The organism is candidate division WOR-3 bacterium, assembly GCA_039801245.1.
Classification (GTDB): Bacteria; Hydrothermota; Tepidihabitantia; order Tepidihabitantales; family Tepidihabitantaceae; genus JAOABP01.
Map to the genome: position 1 here is coordinate 18,291 of JBDRUF010000004.1, position 20,480 is coordinate 38,770.

Sequence of the window (20,480 nt, forward strand, 5' to 3'; positions counted from 1 at the left end):
AGTGGTGGAGGGGACCATCCCTGGGTTCAAGCGTTCTCATCCGATTTTTGCTGTTAGTACAAAAGTATCATTTAACCCTTGTTTGCTTGACAGTTCACTTTCTCTGTCTATTATAATTCGGTATGGCACATGCATATACACCAGGTTTGAAGGTTACCAGCCGGACCCACATCCGTAAGGTCCGGCGTTTGCCCCTGCCCGGCGAGACCCTTGTCCAAAAGGGACAGTCAGTAAAAGGAGATGATATTGTTGCCCGCACCCAAGTTCCGGGAAATGTGCAGACGGTAAATGTTGCTGGACTCTTAGGTGTCCCCCCCGAAGACATCCCCAATCTTATGGTTAAGAATGTTGGCGACCCAGTAAAAAAGGATGAGGTAATTGCCCGTTCCAAAGGTCTATTTGGTCTGTTCAAGAGCGAGGTGCGCGCGCCAGTAACCGGCACCATCGAAAGTGTCTCACCAGTAACAGGTCAGGTTATTCTCCGCGAACCACCCCAACCTGTCCAGGTTGACGCCTATATTGAGGGTACAGTTGACGAGGTTATTGAACGGGAGGGGGTGGTCGTCGCCAATGATGTCAGCCTGGTGCAAGGGATATTTGGAGTGGGTGGCGAGACCCGCGGGGTATTGAAACTTATCGCCTCCTCGCCAGAGGAGGTTGTCACCCCTGAAAGGATAACCCCTGATTGCCAGGGCAAGGTTTTGATTGCGGGTGCACTCATCACCTATGAGGTTATTGAAAAGGCGCGGGCGGTTGGCGCCAGGGCGATTGTCGGCGGCGGGATTGAGGATTCAACCTTAAGAAAATTCTTGGGCTATGATATCGGTGTTGCCATCACCGGTTCAGAAAGAAAAGGCTTGACAGTAATCGTCACTGAAGGCTTTGGCAAAATGAGGATGGCGAAAAGGACCTTTGAACTGCTCGCCTCTCTTGAAGGCAAGATGGCATCGGTAAACGGCGCCACCCAGATTCGTGCGGGTGTCATCCGCCCAGAGGTCATTGTCCCTTGCGACGGCACTGGCGGGGAGGCAAAACCTTCCCAGGCAGAAGGTGGGCTCTCCTTAGGTATGGCGGTGCGCATCATCCGCCAGCCCCACTTTGGCAAGATTGGCAAGGTTACCGCCCTGCCGATTGAACTCCAGACAATTGAGACCGAAGCCAAGGTGCGGGTCCTCGAGGTAGAACTGGAAACCGGTGAACGCATCCTTTTGCCTCGGGCTAATGTTGAGATAATTGAAGAATGAACCGGCAACTATTTATTTTACCTATTGTCCTCTGCCTACTGTCCTCTGGTGCATCAGGTGCCCGCCAGGTTGGTTGCGCTTGGCTGCAAATCCCGGTCAGCGCCCGCGAGGCAGCGATGGCAGGCACCGGCACTGCAACTGGATTCGGTCCCCAGGCGGTTGCCTTTAATCCGGCAGCGAGCGCAGGAGTTTCGCCCTTTTCGGTCCAAGCCGGTTATACCAAGTGGCTTCTTGACACCCATCACCAAACAGTCTTTGCCTGTCGTGACCTCCGCCACTTTGTCCTCGGAATAGGTATTGTTACTTTTGCTAACGGCAGATTTGAGTATCGTGATGAAAGACCAACCGCAGAACCACGGGGAACATTTTTCCCCCTTGACTTAACCGGCTATCTCAACCTTTCTCGACGCCTGGCACCTATTGCCGATTTCGGGATCAGTGGTCGTTACTTCTATTCCAAAATTATGCAGAGTGAAGCCGCCGGGTTTGGTGGCGATATCGGCTGCCGGTTCTACCCAATCAAAAATCTGACACTTGGTACTGCTATTATTGACTTTGGCAAAACCATGTCGTACAGCTACGAAATCTTCTGGCTGCCGACGCGGGCAAATATCGGCGCCGGTTACAACCTGCCGCTGGGAAGCCATCTGATAAACCTTGCTATTGACTGCTCCTACCTATTTTACACTAAGAAACTTAACTACGCCCTTGGAACCGAATTTACCCTCGCAGATATAATCTCCTTCCGCGCCGGTTACAACTTCACAAACAGAACCAATAATCTCAACTTCGGTCTGGGTATCAGCCGGGGACTTTTCCACCTTGACTATGCGTTCTCGCCACTGGGCTTCAACCTCGGTTCGGCTCATCGCATCACCCTCGGTTTCGGCTACTAAACTTTATGCCCTCTGCCCCTTCTCCAGGCTGGCTCGATTTTGAGCAGCCGTTGGTGGAACTCCTTGACCGTTTAGAAGAGGTGACCGCCATTGGTGCCCAACAGGAAATAGCACGCCTCCAGAGGCAGATTGAAGAACTGAAGGTTAAACTTTACTCCAATCTCACACCTTGGCAGCGGGTCCAACTCGCCCGCCATCCTCGGCGCCCCTATACCCTTGACTATATTGAAAGGATGGTTACCGAATTCGTTGAACTGCATGGTGACCGTACCTTTGGCGATGACCCAGCAATTGTCGCCGGCCTGGGCAAGATTGACGACATCCCATTCGCAATTATCGGTCACCAGAAGGGTAGGGATACAAAAGAGAAACTGGCGCGTAACTTCGGCATGCCACATCCTGAAGGCTATCGCAAGGCCCTCCGGGTTATGGAACTGGCTGCTCGCTACAATGTCCCTATACTATCACTTGTTGATACACCAGGGGCATATCCTGGTGTGGGTGCTGAGGAACGGGGCCAAGCAGAGGCAATCGCCCGCAACCTGCGAGAGATGGCGCTCCTGGAGGTACCGATTATTGTTGTCGTCACCGGGGAAGGTGGCTCTGGTGGTGCACTGGCAATTGCGGTTGGTGACCGCATTCTGATGCAGGAAAATGCGGTCTATTCGGTCATTTCTCCTGAAGGCTGCGCCGCCATCCTCTGGCGTGACGGGTCAAAAGCTGAGGAGGCGGCAAGGGTTTTGAAACTCACCGCCCCTGACCTCCTTTCTCTCGGGGTGATTGATGAAATTGTCCCTGAACCACCTGGAGGCGCCCATCAGGACCCGGACGAGGCGGCACGACTTCTAAAAAAAGCGGTCCTTGCCAACTATTATGTCTTAAATACCCTGCCTGGTGATGAACTGGTCGCCCGCCGGATAGCAAAATTCAATCGCATCGGTGTATTTGGGGAATCTTAAAGTGTCCGAGAAAGAATCCTTTCGTGCCGGTTATGTGGCAATTATCGGACGACCAAACGCCGGCAAATCCACTCTCCTTAATCGCCTCTTAGGTCAACGCCTCGCCATCGTCACCCCCAAACCCCAAACAACCCGTCATCGCGTCCTCGGCATCCTCAATGGCAACGGTTATCAGATGCTTCTCCTTGACACACCCGGAATCCTTGACCCCAAGTATGTGCTCCAGGAGATGATGAAAAAAGAGATTCAAAAGGCGCTTGCAGATGCCGATGTCATCCTCCTTCTCATTGACGCCACTGAACCTGTATACGAAGACTTAATGATATTTGAACCCGAAAAAGGGGCCATCGCCATTAACAAGATTGATGCCATCCCGAAAAAAAATCTTCTCCCGATTGCCGAACGCTGCGCAAAAGCAGGCTTTGACAAGATATTTATGATTTCTGCCCTCACCGGTGAAGGCGTTGAAGACCTGAAAAATGGACTAATTGAACTCCTGCCCCAGGCACCACCGTTTTACCCGCTGAATACAATTTCCGATCGCCCGGAGCGCTTCTTTGTTGCCGAACTCATCCGGGAGGCAATCTTTAACCGCTATGGTGCTGAGGTTCCCTACTCAACCACAGTGGAAATTGAAGAGTTCAAGGAAAGACCGGGCAAAAAGGACTACATACGGGCGGTAATCTATGTTGAACGCGAATCACAGAAGGCGATTCTAATTGGTGAAGAAGGCAAAGCACTTAAAAAGGTGGGCGAAATTGCCCGGAAATCAATTGAACAGTTCTTAGCCAGACCGGTCTACTTGGAACTGTGGGTCAAAGTTTCGAAGGACTGGCGTAAGAACGAATCTTTTATCCGCAGAACCGTTTACGGCTGATGCCTTGGTGGCTGACTTAACTCAATCAAAACCCCACCGGTTGATTTCGGGTGGATAAAGAAGGCTTTTGTGCCGCCGGCACCTTTTTGCGGTTCAGGGTCAACAATTTTCACACCCGCTGCCTTCAGCCGCCTAAACTCTTCGTCAATATCATCAACCTCAAAACAGATGTGATGCAGTCCGGGACCGCGCTCGGATAAAAATTTCGCCACCGGTGCATCCGGTGCATCCGGCTGAACAAACTCTATCTTTGTCTCCCCAATCTGAATGAAACCGACCGTGACTCTCCGATGAGGAACAGTTTCCCTACCCTCCAGTTTCAACCCAAGGTTTTCGGCATAAAAATTTGCTGCTTCATCAATATTGTTTACGGCAATCGCAATATGAGCAACCTTTTTAATCATAATAAAACCTCCTATCCCCTTATCCGGTCATACTCACCAAATACGCTTCTTAAGGCATCGCTGATTTCCCCTAAGGTTGCGCCCGTGCGCACCGCCTCAACAATCACTGGCATCATATTATTATCGCCTCTCGCAGTCTCTTTCACCGCCGATAGCACCCTTTCAACCGCAGCATTGTCCCGATTTGCCCGATAATGGCTGAGTTCTTCTTTGCGCCTGCTCGCCAGCCCTTCATCCACCTTCAAAAGTTTCAACTTCGGCTCAGCCGCATCGCAAAAACGGTTAACACCGACAACTATCCGCTCTCCCTTTTCCACCTCCTGCTGATACCGATATGCGCTTTCCGCAATTCTTTCTTGAACAAACCCCTGTTCAATCGCCTTCACCGCACCTCCCCGTCTTTCAATCTCATCAATCAGCGCCCGCGCCCTTTTTTCAATCTCATCGGTCAGGCTCTCAACAAAATAGGAGCCTGCAAGCGGGTCAACGGTATCACCAATCCCGGTTTCATATGCTAAAATCTGCTGGGTGCGCAGGGCAATCGTCACTGACTCCTCGGTCGGCAATGAGAGCGCCTCATCCCGCGAATTGGTATGCAGACTCTGGGTCCCGCCTAAAACTGCTGCCAAAGCCTGATATGCCACCCGGATAATGTTATTCTCCGGCTGCTGCGCGGTCAGGGTGACACCACCAGTCTGGGTGTGAAAGCGCAACTTGCACGAGTCATCAGCGGCATTGAACCGCTCACGCAAAAGTTTTGCCCAGAGCCTTCTTGCCGCCCGGAACTTTGCCACCTCCTCAAGGATATTGGAATGCGCGGCAAAGAAGAAAGAAAGCCGCGGCGCAAATCTGTCAACCTCAAGCCCACGCTCCTTAGCCGCCTGCACATACTCCAGCCCGTTAGCCAAAGTGAACGCCACCTCTTCAACCGCGGTCGCCCCTGCCTCGCGGATGTGGTACCCAGAAATGGATATCGTATTCCACTTCGGCACCTCCTTTGCGCACCAGGCAATGATGTCTGTCACCAGGCGCAAAGACTCCCTTGGCGGAAAGATGTATGTTCCCCTTGCCACATACTCCTTCAGGATGTCATTCTGAATCGTGCCCTGCAGTTTTGAAAACTCCACCCCTTGTCTTTCCGCAACAACGCAATACATCGCCAGGACAATTGCCGCAGTTGCATTTATTGTCATTGATGTGGAAACCTTATCCAAAGGAATACCTGCAAAAAGCCTTTCCATATCCTTTAATGTGGAAATCGCAACCCCAACCTTGCCCACCTCACCCTTTGCCCAGGGGCTGTCAGAGTCATAACCCATCTGCGTTGGTAAATCAAAAGCCACTGAAAGCCCGGTCTGACCCTGTTTTAAAAGATAGTGGTAGCGGGCGTTGGTCTCCTCTGCTGAACCGAAGCCCGCATACTGGCGCATTGTCCAGAACCTTGAGCGATACATTGTCGGTTGCACCCCGCGGGTAAAGGGAAAATTTCCAGGCATACCCACTTTCTCAATATAACTCCCCTCCTCCTGGTCAAGCGGTGTATAAACCCGTTTAACTGGGATTCCGGAAACGGTCTTGAACTCATCGCTCCTCTCGGGCATTTTTTTCAGCGCCGGCTCAACCGTCTCCTTTTCCCAGCGCTCAATCTCCTCTCTTAACCTTTCCTTCTCATCCATATTTTACAAAGGAATGCAGCCGTGCTTTTTCCACGGATTGGTCAAAACCTTATTCTCTAAAATCCTCAGGCTCTGAATAATCTTTCTCCGCGTCTCCTTGAACTCAATCACCTCATCCACATAACCCAATTCTGCCGCCTTAAAGGGATTGCCAAACTTCTTCTCATACTCAGAAACCAGTTTTCGCCTTGTCCCCTCCGGGTCAGAAGACTCGGCAATCTCCTTGCGAAAGATGATATTCACCGCCCCTTCTGAACCCATCACCGCAATCTCTGCTGTTGGCCAGGCAAAGTTAAAGTCACCCCGGATATGCTTTGACGACATCACATCATAAGCACCGCCATAAGCCTTGCGCGTAATCACCGTCACTTTCGGCACCGTTGCCTCGCAATAGGCATAGAGTAGTTTTGCACCGTGCCTGATGATGCCGCCATACTCCTGACCGGTTCCGGGCAGAAAACCGGGCACATCCACAAAGGTAACTATCGGGATATTAAAGGCATCGCAGAACCGCACAAACCTTGCCCCCTTTACCGAGGCGTCAATATCAAGACAACCGGCAAGAAACTTCGGCTGATTCGCCACAATCCCAACAACCTGCCCGTCCATCCTTGCAAAACCGATGATGATATTCTTTGCCCAGTGCTGTTGCACCTCAAAAAAACTCCCGGTATCAACAACCCTTAAAATCACCTGCAGCATATCATAGGGCTTGCGCGGGTCATCAGGCATAATCTCCTCAATCCCATCAACATCCCTTTCCGGCAAATCCCTTGGCTCAACCCTTGGCGGCCTCTCCCTATTATTCTGCGGCAGATAACCCATCAACCTCCTGATGCGCAAGAGCAAATCCTTATCATCAATGTCCTTGAAATGGGCAACCCCGGAAACCGCATTGTGCGTATCCGCACCACCCAACTTCTCCTTTGTCACCTCCTCCTTTGTAACCGCCTTGATTACCTCAGGACCGGTGATGAACATATAACTTGTCCTTTCAGTCATAAAGATAAAATCGGTCAGTGCCGGCGAATAAACCGCACCACCGGCGCACGGACCCATAATCGCCGAAATCTGCGGAATCACACCTGAAGCCAGGGTATTGCGCAGAAAGATGTCAGCATAACCGCCCAGACTCACCACCCCCTCCTGAATCCTTGCCCCACCCGAATCGTTCAACCCTATTACCGGCATCCCGACCTTCATCGCCAAGTCCATAATCTTGCAAACCTTCTCGGCAAAAACCTTAGAAAGCGTGCCACCAAAAACGGTAAAATCCTGGGAAAAAACCGCCACCGGTCTGCCGTTAATTTTGCCGTAGCCGGTAACAACCGCATCACCAAAAAACTTCTTCTTCTCCATCCCGAAATCGGTGCAGTCGTGGACCCGGAGCCGGTCAAGTTCAACAAAACTTCCCTTATCCAGGAGAATCTCCAGCCGCTCCCGCGCGCTCAGTTTCCCCTCCTCATGCTGCTTCTTAATCCGCTCCTCTCCCCCGCCCAAAAGCGCCTCCTGATTCCGCCGCGCCAGTTCCTTTCTCACATCATCAAGATGGGACATAAAATCTATCTAATTAAAATTCTTTCTTTCATTTTGTTATCAGCAATACCTTACTAACCGCAGTATATGTCTTTCTCCCAAATGTGAAGACAATCTCGTCTTTTGCTGAAACCTTCTCCCTTTCAAAGAAATCGTCAATCTGTCGGAACACAAGCGGAAAATTTCGCTTCAACTCCCAGCTCTTTTCTGGGTTCTCTTTATCTAACAGTACTACAAATAACCTGTTATCTGCTCCAAATCTCTGTGCCCCTTGATGCTCATACATCCAGACCGCTAAATCCGTCGGGTTCCTTATCGCCTCTGCTGGTTCGTATTCTCTTGGTAAATATGTTACCTTTAAATCAAATGGCTGTCCATCAAAGAAAATATCAACTCCCTTTATGTTCTTGATGGTGGGAATAATTTTTTTATGAGTACTTATGTGTTCCTCAATTAATACTGTGGTCCAGTGGTTAAACCAAGTGCAGATTACATAGTTAGTAACATCCTGATGAAGACGCGCACGAACACTATCTAATAACTCCTCATATCGCACAATTCTGCGGACATATTCAGTTTGTATTTTCTGGTCTAATTGCCCCTGAACCACGCCCCAAGAAAATGTTTGAACTTTTAGCAATTCTTTCTTTAAGTCTTCATCAGAAATAATCGCTCTCCGCTCCTGAATTCTCTCGCTATATTTTAGTTTTATAAATTCATCAATTACTTTTTCATTTATGTGCTTTTCTAAAATCCTCTTAACAATCTCCGCTGCAGAACCAGTGTTAGAAATACCCAAATTTAATGCAAGTGTTTTTAATTGTATGAGCGGAATGCAACTTAACTTCAACTTCAAAACCTCTTTTTGACTTAATAATGGCATAATTTTGTCTCCTATTTTTTCTTAAATAGCATAATATATTCATGCTTAAAAACATAAAATCCACCAACCAATGCTCTATATCGCCATAGTTCTTTCTGATTTCTCTTTCCTCTTGTTTCCTCAAAATTTTTCACAATTATGCTTTTTAACATATAACTTCTTCTCAAAGCCTCATTCATACAATAAAATCCTAAAGGAACCCACGCACCTTGGGAGTATTTATCCCCGATGACTAAGGCAAAATATCTTCCTTTCTCTAAATATGGTGTCGCATTATCAATTACTTCACCAAACATCTCCAAAAATTCTTCGGTATTTCTTGCATTTGACAGGTCGTTTTTATCTTTTGAAAACTTAATTATGTCATGATATGGTGGATGCATAATCAGCAATTGCACCTGCTTTATGTTATATCGTGCAAGTATTTCCTGAAGATTTATTTTTCGGCTATCGCCAACAACTACCTCGCTTACTACATTGTAAACATTGGGCTCTTTCTGAATTAATTCCCTTGCCCTATCGGCAACCTCTTGGTTTAACTCAATACCAATTCCGTTCCTGCCTAATCTGCGACACTCAATTAATGTCGTCCCACTACCAACAAATGTATCCAAAACCCAGTCATCTTTCTTTGTGTATCTTAACATCATCTGGCGTGGAATCTGGGGTATGAAATTCCCCCAATACCAGCCTATATGGGCGCCAGAAGTGTCTCGTTTGTCTAAAACCCAAAGGCTGTCGGTGATAATCTCATTGTATTCTTTCCATCTTGAAAGATTTATATCATTAATTTTCCCTGTCTTTACTTTCTGAACCCCCTCCAATAACCTCTTTGTATAATACTTGGCTCGTTCCGCTGTCTTGGACTTAAGGACCTGATCTAATTCAGAAATCAGCACATCTCTGCGCAAAGATACTGTGCCTCCGTTTTCATCTATATTTAATATACCATCTCGGTCATTCTGACAATCTCTAACAATATTCTTCAACCGAACCATTTTATTTTTTATGGACCCCAGGTCATTCAGAGTGATAATTTCGCTTAAAACCTCAATAAATTTTTCCTTATTCAATATAACTTTAGAATGAGAAATTTCCTTGGGGCTTTCTATGGGCAATTGGAGAGTAATCTTACTCATCTTTCTTTGGTATCTATTAGATACTAAAAACAACCCTTACTTGTGTCAAATAAAGTAATTCATCTGCTCATCTGTGCCATTATCCATTCTGCGGTTGTTACAAAGGCAAAGCCAAAGGCAAGGTTCAAGAGGCTCGCCAGATGCATCTCCTCGTTGATTGTCCCGGTGCCATCAGCAAGAAAAAAGACCCTATAGTCCCGATAATAGGCATCACGCGCAGTTGATTCACAGCACATATTGGTCATTATCCCGGTTATTACCAAATCCTCAATCTTCAGACAGCGCAGAACCGTCTCCAAATCGGTGTTGTAGAATGCGGAATAGCGATGCTTGTAAACTATCTTCTCATCTTGCAAAGGTGCAATCTCATCAATCACCCTGCTTTCCGGCGTCCCTTCAATGCACATCCCCTGCCACCACCACTTCATAATCCCAGCATCTATCCCTTCCGGATGGTGCACATGGCAGGTGTAAATAACCGGACGATTGGCTTGGCGAAACTCTCTGATCAACATTTTCAGGTTCGGCACAATCGCCATTCCACCAGAGGTAAATGTTGGCGATGAAGGGTCAAGAAAGAATTTCTGCATATCAATAACAAGGAGTGCCGACCTCTCCTTATTAAGTTTCATCTCGTGCTGATTGAATGGCGCAATCTTCCCAAGCCACTCTTGCGCCTTCTCCTTTAAATTATCTTGCGTTACATATAAATCCATAAAACCTCTCCCTTCTTTCGTTTGACCATTGTCATACAACTACACCAAAACCTTGAACCTGTCAATTTTCCCAAATTCAATCCCAAAGAAAAGGTTGGACGAAAATCAACAACCAAAACCACCGGGGGAGTGACCCCCTAAGTAAAAATGGAATCTGGCTAAGTTATGAAATTGCGTAGGATAGCCCATTTTTACCCAATGTATTTAGTATATTTTTATGTATACTTTATCTTCGCCTATCGATACAGGCAATCAGCGCTAACAAGGAATGGCGGTTAGGATTGACTTTTTTCTATCCTCCTCTAAAATTACCTTTGTAGGCTGATAAAATGATTGCGAGGATGGCGGAACTTGGCAGACGCGCCAGACTTAGGATCTGGTCCCGAAAGGGATGGGGGTTCAACTCCCCCTCCTCGCAGAGATGTTGCATCATAGATAAAAGGAGCAGGATTTGGAGATTGCGGTAAAATCGCCCAAGGATTGGCTGCGTGAATTTGAGGTGGAAATTGAGCCCGAGCGCCTGAAGGCAAAGATGGAGGCGCTCCTTGATGAATACAAGGACAAGGCGCAGGTTCCAGGCTTTCGCCGCGGTCGGGTTCCAAAATCAATTCTTGAAAGGCGGCTCGGAGGTGCACTGGAGTCGGCTGCGGTTGAAGAGCTGATTGAAGAGGCGCTGGATGAGGCGCTGGAAAAAAACGGTGTAAAACCCGCATCCAAGGTCAAGATTGAGGATTTGGATGTTGCGCCGGACAAGACCGTTCGTTTCCGGGCAGCGATTGAAGTGGTGCCTGAATTTGAACTGAAGCCCTATACCGGTCTTGAACTCAAGCGCCTTTCGCCCACCGGTTTTGACGAGGAGTTTGAAAAGCGGCTCAAGGCACTTCAGGAGCGCTGTGCCCTTTATAAGCCGGTTACGCGCCCTGCCCAGAATGGCGACTTTGTGGTGGTTGACTATGTCCTGCACGAAGGTGAAAAGGTTGTTGCTGGACCAAAGAAGAATGTCACCCTCCAGGTGGGTGCTGAAGGCAACCATCCCCAGATAAACGAGGCGCTCCTCAATGTTAAACCCGGCGATGAACGCTCAGCCGCCATCACCTTCCCCCCTGACCATCCGGACAAATCCCTTGCCGGCAGGACCATCAACTATTCAATAACCGTGCGCGCGGTCAGGGAAAGAATCCTGCCCGAAATCAATGAGGAGTTTGCCCAGGATTTGGGTTATGAAAACCTTGATGCCCTGCGCAAGGCGATCAACGAGGAAATCCTTACCGAGCGTGACGAAGAGATTCAGGATGATTTGCGCCGGCAGGTGATTGAACATTTGACCAAGAGTTATGATTTTGAACCGCCCCAGTCCTGGATAGAAGCCCACCTCAAGCGCCTATTGACCGAGTTCAACCTGCCCGACTCTGCCGAGACCAGGGAAAAACTGTTGCCGGTTGCCACAAAGTCTGCCCGGTTTGACTGCATTGCGCTGCGCATCGCCCAGAAGGAAAACATCACCGTTACCGATGATGAGATTGAAAACCAGATTCAGGAACTGGCGCGCACCAGCGGGCGCCGGCCTGAGGAAATCGCCCCTCTCCTTGACAACTCCTCATACCGCTTCCACACCCTGCAGAAAAAGGTCCTGCAACTGATAATTGACAAGGCGGAGATTAAGGGCTAACAGTATGACAAGAGAGGCAAACAAAGAACCAGAGGAGGTCCCAGTGTTAGTACCAATGGTAATTGAACAGACCGGTCGGGGTGAGAGAGCCTATGACATCTACTCCCGGCTGTTAAAGGAAAGAATCATCTTCTTAGGACAACCGGTTGATGACACGGTCGCCAACCTGGTTGTTGCCCAGTTACTATACCTTGAGGCTGAAGACCCGGAAAAGGACATCTTCCTTTACATCAACTCGCCTGGTGGTGTGGTCTCTTCCGGACTGGCAATCTACGACACGATGCAGTACATCCGTCCCAAGGTTTCCACCATCTGCGTTGGTGAGGCGGCATCAATCGCTGCGCTCCTATTGGCTGCCGGTGAAAAGGGCAAGCGGTTTGCCCTGCCCCGTTCCCGGATGATGATTCACCAGCCTGCGGCTTACGGACTCAGCGGTCAGGCAACCGACATTGAGATCCACGCCCGGGAACTGGTGCGGGCAAAGGAACTGCTTGCTGAAATCCTTGCCAAACACACCGGTCAGCCCGTGGAAAAAATCCTGCGCGACTCTGACCGCAACTTCTTTATGTCCGCGCAGGAGGCAAAAAGTTACGGTCTTATTGACGAGGTGATTGAAAAAAGGAAATGAGCTCCCATCGCCGGCAGGCAAAGCCAAAACTACCCGATTTGTGCTCATTCTGCGGCACACCTGAGACCATCCATAACCGCCTGGTCAGGGGCAGACACGGCATGATTTGCAAGCAATGTGCCCGTCTTGCCCTCACCCTATTTGAAGAGCAAAATGAGGTAATTGAACCCCTCAAGGAGATCCCCAAACCGCCCGATATCAAAGCCTTCCTTGATGAGTTCGTCATCGGTCAGGAGTATGCGAAAAAGGTGATTGCGGTTGCGGTTTACAACCACTACAAGCGCATCACCGCCCCGCGCACCGCACCTCCTCTTGATAAAAGTAACATCCTCCTGATTGGACCAACCGGTGTGGGCAAGACCTTAATTGCCGAAACCCTGGCTCAGTGCCTGAAGGTCCCATTTGCCATCGCCGATGCCACCCCGTTAACCGAAGCCGGCTATGTTGGTGAGGATGTGGAGAACATCCTCCTGCGCCTGCTCCAGGCGGCACAGGGTAACATCCGCCGGGCAGAAATTGGCATTGTCTATATCGACGAAATCGACAAGATTGGCAGAAAGTCCGACTCCCCCTCAATCACCCGTGATGTCTCCGGCGAGGGTGTTCAGCAGGCGCTCCTCAAAATCCTTGAAGGTACGATTGCCAATGTCCCTCCCCAAGGGGGCAGAAAGCATCCGGAGCAGCAGTTCATACCGATAAACACCAAAAACATCCTCTTTATCTGTGGAGGCACATTTGACGGACTGGAAAAAATAATAGAAAGACGGGTGCACGCCAGCGCTCTGGGATTTGCCGCTCACATCGGCAAGAGTAAAGGCATGAACACCGATGAACTGCTACAACTTGTTCAGCCAGACGATTTAATCCGCTTTGGCATGATCCCGGAGTTCATCGGTCGCCTGCCGGTGATTGCCCCACTCCACAGCCTTTCCCGCACCGCCTTGATTGACATCCTCACCAAACCCCGCAACGCCCTCTTGAAACAGTACTCCTACTACTTTGAACTTGAGGGGGTGAAACTGACCTTCACACCTGAGGCGCTTGCCGCGGTTGCCGACCGTGCCCTTGCCCTCGGCACTGGTGCCCGGGGGTTACGGGCTGTCCTTGAAGAGACGATGCTTGACATTATGTTTGAACTCCCCACCAGAGAAAATGTCTCCGAATGCATCATCACCCCCGAGGTCGTCATAGAAAAAAAGCCGCCCGTTTACATCTACGAGCGGCTCCAAGCACGCAGGGCGCAATAGCCCCGATTTTATCGCTCAGCTCCCCTCTGGTTCAAACTGGTCCTTGCCTGCTCCGCAAACCGGGCACACCCAGGTGTCGGGTAAACTCTCAAACGGCGTTCCCGGAGGAATGCCATTTTCACTATCCCCGACCGCCGGGTCATAAACATAGCCGCAGACCGAACAGACATACCGCTGCATCTTTTTGCTCCCTTCTTTCTTTTCACCCTGCCTTTCTTCACGATAGGTAGGCGCGCCCTTACCGGTCTTACCCTTCTTTACCTCATGATAATAGGCATAGGTCAAAGGTTCTCCGGCTTTTATCCGCCGTGCCGCCACCACTTCACCAACAAAAAGGGTATGGGTGCCACAGTCAACCTTCTCTCGCAGTTTCGCCTCAATAACCGCAATCCCATGCTGGCTGACAATCGGCGCGCCGGTTATGCCGGTCTCATAACCTAACCCCTGAAACTTGTCAAACTCCCTGCCTGAACGAAAACCAAATCTACCAATAAACTCAAGGGGCGTCTCCTTTTCCAAAACCGTTATTGCGAAGACACCGCTTTTATTGATAAACTCATTGGTGAGGCTGTTTTTGTTTATCGCCACCGTCACCAGGCACGGCTCAAGTGCAACCTGAACCACGGTGTTAACAATCAACCCGTTTAAACGATTGTTATCCCGGCTCGTGACAAGATAAAGGCCGTAAGTGAAACTGTCAAGCGCCTTAAAATCTATTTGTGCTGCCATCATCCAACCCTTTCCTTCAACCGGCGGGCAATCTCCTTACCCAAGGCTCGGCAACTTTTTAACCCATCAACATCAGGGACATATTTTACCTTTAAAGGTTCGCCAACCATCTCCATTCCTATTCCTTTCAATTCATTGAAAATGATAGTTGGCGCCTCACCACTCCAGCCATAAGAACCGAATGCCGCGCCAAATTTATTTTTCGGTTTCAGCCCCTTAAGATACACCAGCATATCCGCCACTGTGGGAAAAATGCCATTGTTTAATGTCGGCGAACCAATAATAATCGCGCCCGCATCAAGCACCTCTGTCATTACATCGCTGCGGTCGGTTGCCCTCAACCTCATCACCTTCACCTCAATACCATCTCCTGCCAGACCATCCGCAATCGCCCGCGCCATCAAATCGGTGCTCTGCCACATCGTATCATAAACCACTACCGCCTTTTGCCTCGGCTTTTGTTCTGCCCACTCCTGATACCAGGAAAGGATTTTGCCAACATCACTACGCCAGATTGGTCCATGGTCAGGTGCGATAATATCTATTGCTATCCCGAGCGTCTTTATCCGCTCGATAAGTTTCAGAATCAGCTGCGAATAAGGCAAAATTATATTTGCATAGTATTTCGCCGCCTGATTCCTTAAAAGAACCGGGTCAAGTTCATCGGCAAACCGCTCACCAGTTGCCAGGTGCATCCCAAACCCGTCCTGAGAAAAAAGTAACCGTTCTTCTACCAGATATGTCACCATACTGTCAGGCCAGTGCAGCATCCGTGTTTCCAGAAACTTGAGGCTAAGATTGCCCAGACTGAGCGTATCACCATCCCTCAAAGGAACAATCTCATAATCAAGATGGAAATGCTCCTTCAACGCCTTTACCCCCATCACCGAGGCAAACACCTTTTCTGGCTTTACCGCTGCTATCACCTGGGGCAGTGCGCCCGAGTGGTCCATCTCAGCATGATCGGAAATAATATAATCAATCTTTTCAGGATTAATAACCGCTGCAATTCGCGCAAGCAACTCCTCACAAAATGGAGCCTTGACCGTATCAATAAGTGCGATCTTATCCCCGAGTATCAGATAGGCGTTATAGGTAGAACCCCGCTCAGTTGAATAGCCGTGAAAGTCACGAATGTTCCAGTCGACCGCACCTACCCAGTAAACTCGCTCCGTCACCTTGACAGGAGTGAACTCCATCACTATCCCTCTTTACTCACCTGCTAATCTGCCGCTTGAGCTTGTTGCGCATATAAATCCGCAAGTTCTAAAGGTAAAACAAACACCCGCTGCCCCAGTTCTCGGTCAAGCATCAAAAGTCCGCGACCATCATCCCCAACCAGTTTCAGATCCTGGACAATCTTTAAAGTGCTCTCCTCCTCTTCGACCTGTTCATCAACAAACCACTGCAGAATTGAATTAGAGGCGTAATCCCCTTCAGCCTGAACCAGTTTCATCAATTCGTTTATCTTGCTGGTGATGAACTGCTCATGTTCATACGCCGCCTCAAACGCCTTTAACGGCGACTCCCATTTCTGTTCAAGGATGTTAAGCGGGGAAAACCTTATCTCTCCACCTCGCTCAAGAATGTGCTTGTAGAAACGCATCGCATGGGTTAACTCCTCCTGAGCCTGTGCCCGCATCCATCTTCCCATCCCCGGATATCCCGCACTGTCAAAATATGCCGCCATCCCCAGATAAAGATATGCCGACTCAAGTTCGTGCTTTATCTGCTGATTGAACCCATCCTCAACCTTTTTTGGTATCATAATTAAACCCCTTTCCAAAGCCCGTGGATATTGCAGTACTCTCGGGCATAGACATCCTTTGCCTCAACAGAAAAGAACGCCTCTGGCATCTGCCCCGGGCTCAAAAACTGCCGGAAAGACCGTCCATCCGCAACCAGTTGAATCCACTCAATATAATGCTTCTCCTCCATCGGATGGGGCACACTACCCACCTTCACCTTATAACCCTCTGGAGTCTTTTCAATCACGGGGACATGCCTCTCTTTCCCCGTATCACTTGTCTTTTCCTCCATTAGTTTCATCGGTTGTCCGCAGCAAACCAATTGGCCAGCACCAGGATGCAAAACCTCAACAACATTGCCACACACTTCACACTTATATACTTCCAGTTTTTTTGTCATATCTCTCTCCTTTCTATTTTATCAACCTGCTATCCACCCCGGAGAATCCACATTCCGGGATATAACAGCTCACATCTATAAATTGACAAGCCTGCCCACAGGACGGACAAATATCGGGCGGCTGTAGCGCCTGTAATATATAATGGCAGTTGGAGCAACTCCAGTAAGGAACATTAACCAGAGTTTGTGTGCTTGCACTCTTTTCCTCGGTTCTACCCTTTTGCATCACCTTGTTGCAGCACACTAACGCCCCACCGCCTTTATGTAAAAGCGTTACTATTTGCCCGCAAACGCTGCAACTGTAAATTGCTGCTTCTTTATCCATTATCGCTCCTTTTTATTTCAAACTATCTATCGCCTTCAGCACCGACTGGTAATCAGGCTCCTCTCCCGCCTCTTTTACCAGCTGAATGTAACGGATAACTCCTTCCCGGTCAACGATAAAAATTGCCCTTGCCAATAGCCTCAACTCTTTAACCAACACCCCATAGCCTGAACCAAAGGATGCCTCCCGATGGTCAGAAGCGGTTATAACCCGCTCGATGCCGTTAGCCCCGCACCAGCGTCTCTGCGCAAAAGGTAAATCCATACTGATAACAAGCACCACCACATCATCACCCAATTTTTGCGCCTCTGAGTTGAAACGCCGCGCCTCAAGGTCGCATACCGGGGTATCGAGTGAAGGCACCGCAACCAAAACCAAAATTTTGCCTTGAAAATCAGTTAGTTTCAGCGGTTGCAGATTGTTGCCGATGACAGTAAAATCAGGTGCCTTATCCCCAACCTTAAGAGCCGGACCAATGAGCGTTACCGGTTTCCCTTGAAAGGTTACCTCGCCTGTTCTTTCACTAATCACCAGTTCTCTCCCAAGATTTCAAAATATGCCTGCGGATGTGCACAGGAAGGGCAAATCTCCGGCGCCTCTGTTCCTTCGTGGATATAGCCGCAGTTAATACACCGCCAGACCACCGGTTTATCCCTTCTGAAAACCCTGCCATTTTCAATGTTTGCCTTCAAAGCCTGATACCGTTTCTCATGCTGCCTCTCCGCAATTGCAATCGCGCGGAAAATTGCGGCGATGTTGGCAAACCCCTCCTCTTCCGCAACCTGGGCAAACTCCGGATACATCTGCGTCCATTCGTAATGCTCGCCTCCTGCCGCCTCTTTAAGATTATCAAGAGTTGTGCCGATTACCCCTGCGGGAAAAGATGCCTTAATCTCCACCATACCACCCTCCAAAAGTTTAAAAAGCCTCTTGGCATGCTCCTTCTCCTGATTTGCGGTCTCCTCAAAAATCTGGGCAATCTGGATATAACCCTCATCGCGTGCCTTACTCGCAAAATAGGTATACCGGTTCCTTGCCTGCGACTCGCCGGCAAAGGCGGTTAATATGTTTTTTTCGGTCTTACTGCCTTTTAACTGCATAAATTTTCCTCCTTTCTCTTATACTCTTTAATTAGACCTATCACAAAAAAATTTCGATTCAAAATTCCTATTTCAACGAAAAATCCTTAACCGAAAGTAGTTTTCCGGATGCTCTTTTATATCCGCCATCAACTCCTGTAACTGCCGGCTGGTTTTGAGCAACTCATCATAAAGTTCGGCAGAGCTCAAAAGTTTGCGGGCGGTTGACTCCTGGTTAAGCAACCTCGTCAGGCTGTCAACAACCCCTGCCATTCGCTCAATACTTGCGCTGGTGATAACAAAACCCGAATCCATACCCCGCAACCGCTGGTTAATCAAACCGAGGAGTTCTGCCCGCATTGAGCGCAACTCCTGGGTCAAATCCTCGGGGTGAATCGCTGCCAAGAGCCGGTCAAGCCTCAGAAACGTTGTCTCCAAATCTAAAACTTCATTAAAACCGGAAAATGTGGTTGTGTCATCTGCGACCTCACCGTAACCAGGATGAACCGTTAGATAACGGTCAGAACCAAGATAACTCAAGGAGCGAACCGCAAATCGGGCATCCTTTCTTAACAAAACATCGCCACTTAACGCCACTAAAACCTTTACCCTCTTATCCTCCAGTTTCATCCCCGCAATCCTGCCTTTGGTAATTCCCAAAACCTCAACCCTATCCCCGGTCTTCAGTCCGGAAACATCAGGAAAATAGACGGTAACAAACTTTTTATACCTTGTTCCCATCCTCCCAGAAAACCAGAAATAGGCAAATATTCCTAAAAACACCCCGAAAATCACAAACAGCGTTACAACAAAATCACGAATCCGCCGGTTCATAATCCTCCTTTTTAATATCCCCAGGGGCAAAAAGCCGACAGCCCTTCAGGATATAAAGCCGGTCTGTCAAACCCTTTGCGCTCTCCAGGTCATGGGTAACAATCACCACTGACCGCTCCTTTCCTGTCACCATTCTCTTAATAATAGCACAAACCCGCTCACGCAGGATTGGGTCGAGCCCGCTTGTTGGCTCATCAAGGAGGACATATTTGGGCTCGGTGACAAGGGCACGGGCAATTGCCACGAGCCGCACCATCCCTCCAGAAAGTTCATTTATCCGCAACCATTTGTTTGCGCCCATCCCCACCTCCTCCAAGACCGCTCCAACCCTTTTCTCAATCTCTGTTCTTGCAAGACCGGCCCGTTCCATTAAAGGCAAAGCCACATTCTCCACCACATTCAGCGAGTCAAATAGCGCACCGCCCTGAAAGACAAACCCAACTTTACCAAGTTTATCCCGGTTGTCTGCAAACCTGCCATAACTCAGCTCCGCACCATCATAAAAAACCCTGCCCGAATCAGGCGGGATAATTCCGGCAACAATCTTCAAAAGCACGCTCTTGCCCGCACCTGAAGGACCGAGAATGGCAATAACACCGGCATCAGGTATCTTAAGGTTGACCTTATCAAGAACCACCTGACCGCGCAACCTCTTAGAAACCTCTTGGAGTTCAATCATCTTGAGAAAAACAAAACGGCAAGAACAAAGTCAAAAACCAATATCAAGACCGCAGAAAGAACCACCGCATTGGTTGTTGCCCTACCCACCTCCCGCGCCCCGCCCTCAACCCCAAAACCGAAATAACAGCCGCTCGTGCCAATCAAAAGACCAAAAACAACCGCCTTAACAATCCCGCCAAAAAAATCACGCACCTGCACAAAGTGCAGAAGACCGTAAAGAAAAGTCTCCCGGGAAACGCCCAAAGAGGCTGCCACTAAGAGCGCGGTCAGACTGGCAACCACCTCCATCAGGACCACCAGAATCGGCAGGCTGATAACTGTGGCAAGAATCCTCGGCAGGCATAAAAACCGGTAAGGGTCAATCCCCATCACCTTGAGCGCATCCACCTGCTCGGAGATGCGCATCGTCCCAATCTCGGCTGCCATCGCTGCTGCCGAACGGCTGGCAACAATAAATGCGGCAAAGACCGGACCCAGTTCAATCAAAAGCATCCTGCCAACACCCATCCCGATAAAGTAGTTTGGCACCATCCCCAAAAGTTGATAACTGGTCTGGACCGCGGTTGTCAAACCAACGAACACACTGGCAAAAAGAACTATCGGCACCGCTGCCGCGCCATTATGGAAAATCTCATCACTCAACCTCGGCAGGGTTCTGCGCAGATCCCAAGGAAAACTGAGACTGCGCACCATAAACCAAAGAAAATCCAATACCGCGCTCACCAGCCTCATAAAAAATCATATCCACCAACCTCTACCAGTCAACACCTTTACCACCATTCCTGCACAATCACCTCTCCGGCTCTCCCC

General features: G+C 49.2%; 23 protein-coding genes, 1 tRNA gene and 1 pseudogene. 8 read left to right on the forward strand and 17 right to left on the reverse strand.

Going from position 1 to position 20,480, the window contains the following annotated elements; all coding sequences use genetic code 11:
* Positions 1–122 precede the first annotated feature (122 nt).
* The 4 genes from ABIK47_01110 to era are packed head-to-tail and all read left to right on the forward strand — an operon-like array spanning position 123 to position 3,976.
* Positions 123–1,244, forward strand: coding sequence for a hypothetical protein (locus ABIK47_01110; GenBank protein MEO0019227.1), 1,122 nt, complete (start codon positions 123–125; stop codon positions 1,242–1,244).
* Entirely contained in the window at positions 1,241–2,140 is a 900-nt protein-coding gene (locus ABIK47_01115) for a PorV/PorQ family protein (GenBank protein MEO0019228.1), read from the forward strand. The genes ABIK47_01110 and ABIK47_01115 overlap by 4 nt, the downstream gene beginning before the upstream one ends.
* A 5-nt stretch (positions 2,141–2,145) precedes the next feature.
* Positions 2,146–3,099: an acetyl-CoA carboxylase carboxyltransferase subunit alpha gene (locus tag ABIK47_01120; GenBank protein ID MEO0019229.1), complete on the forward strand. Its 954-nt coding sequence runs from the start codon at positions 2,146–2,148 to the stop codon at positions 3,097–3,099.
* A 1-nt stretch (position 3,100) separates the two neighbouring features.
* Positions 3,101–3,976, forward strand: a complete 876-nt coding sequence (gene era, locus ABIK47_01125; GenBank protein ID MEO0019230.1) for a GTPase Era — start codon at positions 3,101–3,103, stop codon at positions 3,974–3,976.
* Here era and mce read toward each other — a convergent pair.
* From mce to ABIK47_01155, 6 genes are read right to left on the reverse strand one after another with little or no spacing between them, the layout of a single operon-like run.
* Positions 3,967–4,380 carry a methylmalonyl-CoA epimerase gene (gene mce, locus ABIK47_01130; GenBank protein MEO0019231.1) on the reverse strand — a complete coding sequence of 138 codons (414 nt, stop codon included), beginning with the start codon at positions 4,378–4,380 and terminating at the stop codon, positions 3,967–3,969. The two genes, era and mce, sit on opposite strands and share 10 nt — an antisense overlap.
* An 11-nt stretch (positions 4,381–4,391) precedes the next feature.
* Entirely contained in the window at positions 4,392–6,056 is a 1,665-nt protein-coding gene (locus ABIK47_01135) for a methylmalonyl-CoA mutase family protein (GenBank protein ID MEO0019232.1), read from the reverse strand.
* Positions 6,057–6,059: 3 nt separating this feature from the next.
* Positions 6,060–7,613 (reverse strand): acyl-CoA carboxylase subunit beta, encoded by a 1,554-nt coding sequence (locus tag ABIK47_01140; protein MEO0019233.1) that lies wholly within the window; start codon positions 7,611–7,613, stop codon positions 6,060–6,062.
* Between the two features lie 28 nt (positions 7,614–7,641).
* Positions 7,642–8,475 (reverse strand): hypothetical protein, encoded by an 834-nt coding sequence (locus tag ABIK47_01145; protein ID MEO0019234.1) that lies wholly within the window; start codon positions 8,473–8,475, stop codon positions 7,642–7,644.
* A gap of 11 nt (positions 8,476–8,486) precedes the next feature.
* A complete protein-coding gene (locus tag ABIK47_01150; GenBank protein MEO0019235.1) occupies positions 8,487–9,614 on the reverse strand; it encodes a DNA methyltransferase in 1,128 nt (375 codons plus the stop codon).
* A 59-nt stretch (positions 9,615–9,673) separates the two neighbouring features.
* Positions 9,674–10,330 (reverse strand): isochorismatase family cysteine hydrolase, encoded by a 657-nt coding sequence (locus ABIK47_01155; GenBank protein ID MEO0019236.1) that lies wholly within the window; start codon positions 10,328–10,330, stop codon positions 9,674–9,676.
* Between the two features lie 335 nt (positions 10,331–10,665).
* On the opposite strand from ABIK47_01155, the gene ABIK47_01160 reads away from it, so the two are divergent.
* From ABIK47_01160 to clpX, 4 genes are all read left to right on the forward strand, one after another.
* Positions 10,666–10,748: transfer RNA gene (locus tag ABIK47_01160), tRNA-Leu, on the forward strand.
* 33 nt (positions 10,749–10,781) lie between these two features.
* On the forward strand, positions 10,782–11,999 hold the full coding sequence (tig, locus tag ABIK47_01165) for a trigger factor (protein MEO0019237.1): 1,218 nt from the start codon (positions 10,782–10,784) through the stop codon (positions 11,997–11,999).
* Positions 12,000–12,003: 4 nt separating this feature from the next.
* The gene (clpP, locus tag ABIK47_01170) at positions 12,004–12,627 is read left to right on the forward strand and encodes an ATP-dependent Clp endopeptidase proteolytic subunit ClpP (GenBank protein MEO0019238.1); all 624 of its coding nucleotides are present in this window, start codon (positions 12,004–12,006) and stop codon (positions 12,625–12,627) included.
* Complete coding sequence (gene clpX / locus ABIK47_01175; GenBank protein ID MEO0019239.1) at positions 12,624–13,874, forward strand: ATP-dependent Clp protease ATP-binding subunit ClpX; 1,251 nt, start codon at positions 12,624–12,626, stop codon at positions 13,872–13,874. The genes clpP and clpX overlap by 4 nt, the downstream gene beginning before the upstream one ends.
* Positions 13,875–13,889: 15 nt before the next feature.
* On the opposite strand, the gene rd is transcribed toward clpX, so the two are convergent.
* The 11 genes and pseudogenes from rd to ABIK47_01230 all read right to left on the reverse strand — a co-directional run bounded on the left by rd (position 13,890) and on the right by ABIK47_01230 (position 20,402).
* Entirely contained in the window at positions 13,890–14,606 is a 717-nt protein-coding gene (gene rd, locus ABIK47_01180; GenBank protein ID MEO0019240.1) for a rubredoxin, read from the reverse strand.
* Entirely contained in the window at positions 14,603–15,802 is a 1,200-nt protein-coding gene (locus tag ABIK47_01185; protein MEO0019241.1) for a flavodoxin domain-containing protein, read from the reverse strand. Before ABIK47_01185 ends, rd begins: the two co-directional genes overlap by 4 nt.
* A 23-nt stretch (positions 15,803–15,825) precedes the next feature.
* Entirely contained in the window at positions 15,826–16,371 is a 546-nt protein-coding gene (locus ABIK47_01190; GenBank protein ID MEO0019242.1) for a ferritin, read from the reverse strand.
* 2 nt (positions 16,372–16,373) lie between these two features.
* Complete coding sequence (locus tag ABIK47_01195) at positions 16,374–16,751, reverse strand: desulfoferrodoxin (protein MEO0019243.1); 378 nt, start codon at positions 16,749–16,751, stop codon at positions 16,374–16,376.
* A 13-nt stretch (positions 16,752–16,764) separates the two neighbouring features.
* Entirely contained in the window at positions 16,765–16,932 is a 168-nt protein-coding gene (locus ABIK47_01200; protein ID MEO0019244.1) for a rubredoxin-like domain-containing protein, read from the reverse strand.
* 48 nt (positions 16,933–16,980) lie between these two features.
* Positions 16,981–17,076 (reverse strand): annotated as a pseudogene (locus tag ABIK47_01205) (desulfoferrodoxin FeS4 iron-binding domain-containing protein).
* Between the two features lie 12 nt (positions 17,077–17,088).
* A complete protein-coding gene (tpx, locus tag ABIK47_01210) occupies positions 17,089–17,604 on the reverse strand; it encodes a thiol peroxidase (GenBank protein MEO0019245.1) in 516 nt (171 codons plus the stop codon).
* Positions 17,604–18,176 (reverse strand): rubrerythrin, encoded by a 573-nt coding sequence (rbr, locus tag ABIK47_01215; GenBank protein MEO0019246.1) that lies wholly within the window; start codon positions 18,174–18,176, stop codon positions 17,604–17,606. The genes tpx and rbr overlap by 1 nt, the downstream gene beginning before the upstream one ends.
* Positions 18,177–18,248: 72 nt before the next feature.
* Positions 18,249–18,989, reverse strand: coding sequence for an MlaD family protein (locus tag ABIK47_01220; GenBank protein MEO0019247.1), 741 nt, complete (start codon positions 18,987–18,989; stop codon positions 18,249–18,251).
* Positions 18,970–19,668, reverse strand: a complete 699-nt coding sequence (locus tag ABIK47_01225; GenBank protein MEO0019248.1) for an ATP-binding cassette domain-containing protein — start codon at positions 19,666–19,668, stop codon at positions 18,970–18,972. The genes ABIK47_01220 and ABIK47_01225 overlap by 20 nt, the downstream gene beginning before the upstream one ends.
* Positions 19,665–20,402: an ABC transporter permease gene (locus ABIK47_01230; protein ID MEO0019249.1), complete on the reverse strand. Its 738-nt coding sequence runs from the start codon at positions 20,400–20,402 to the stop codon at positions 19,665–19,667. Before ABIK47_01230 ends, ABIK47_01225 begins: the two co-directional genes overlap by 4 nt.
* Between the last annotated feature and the right edge of the window lie 78 nt (positions 20,403–20,480).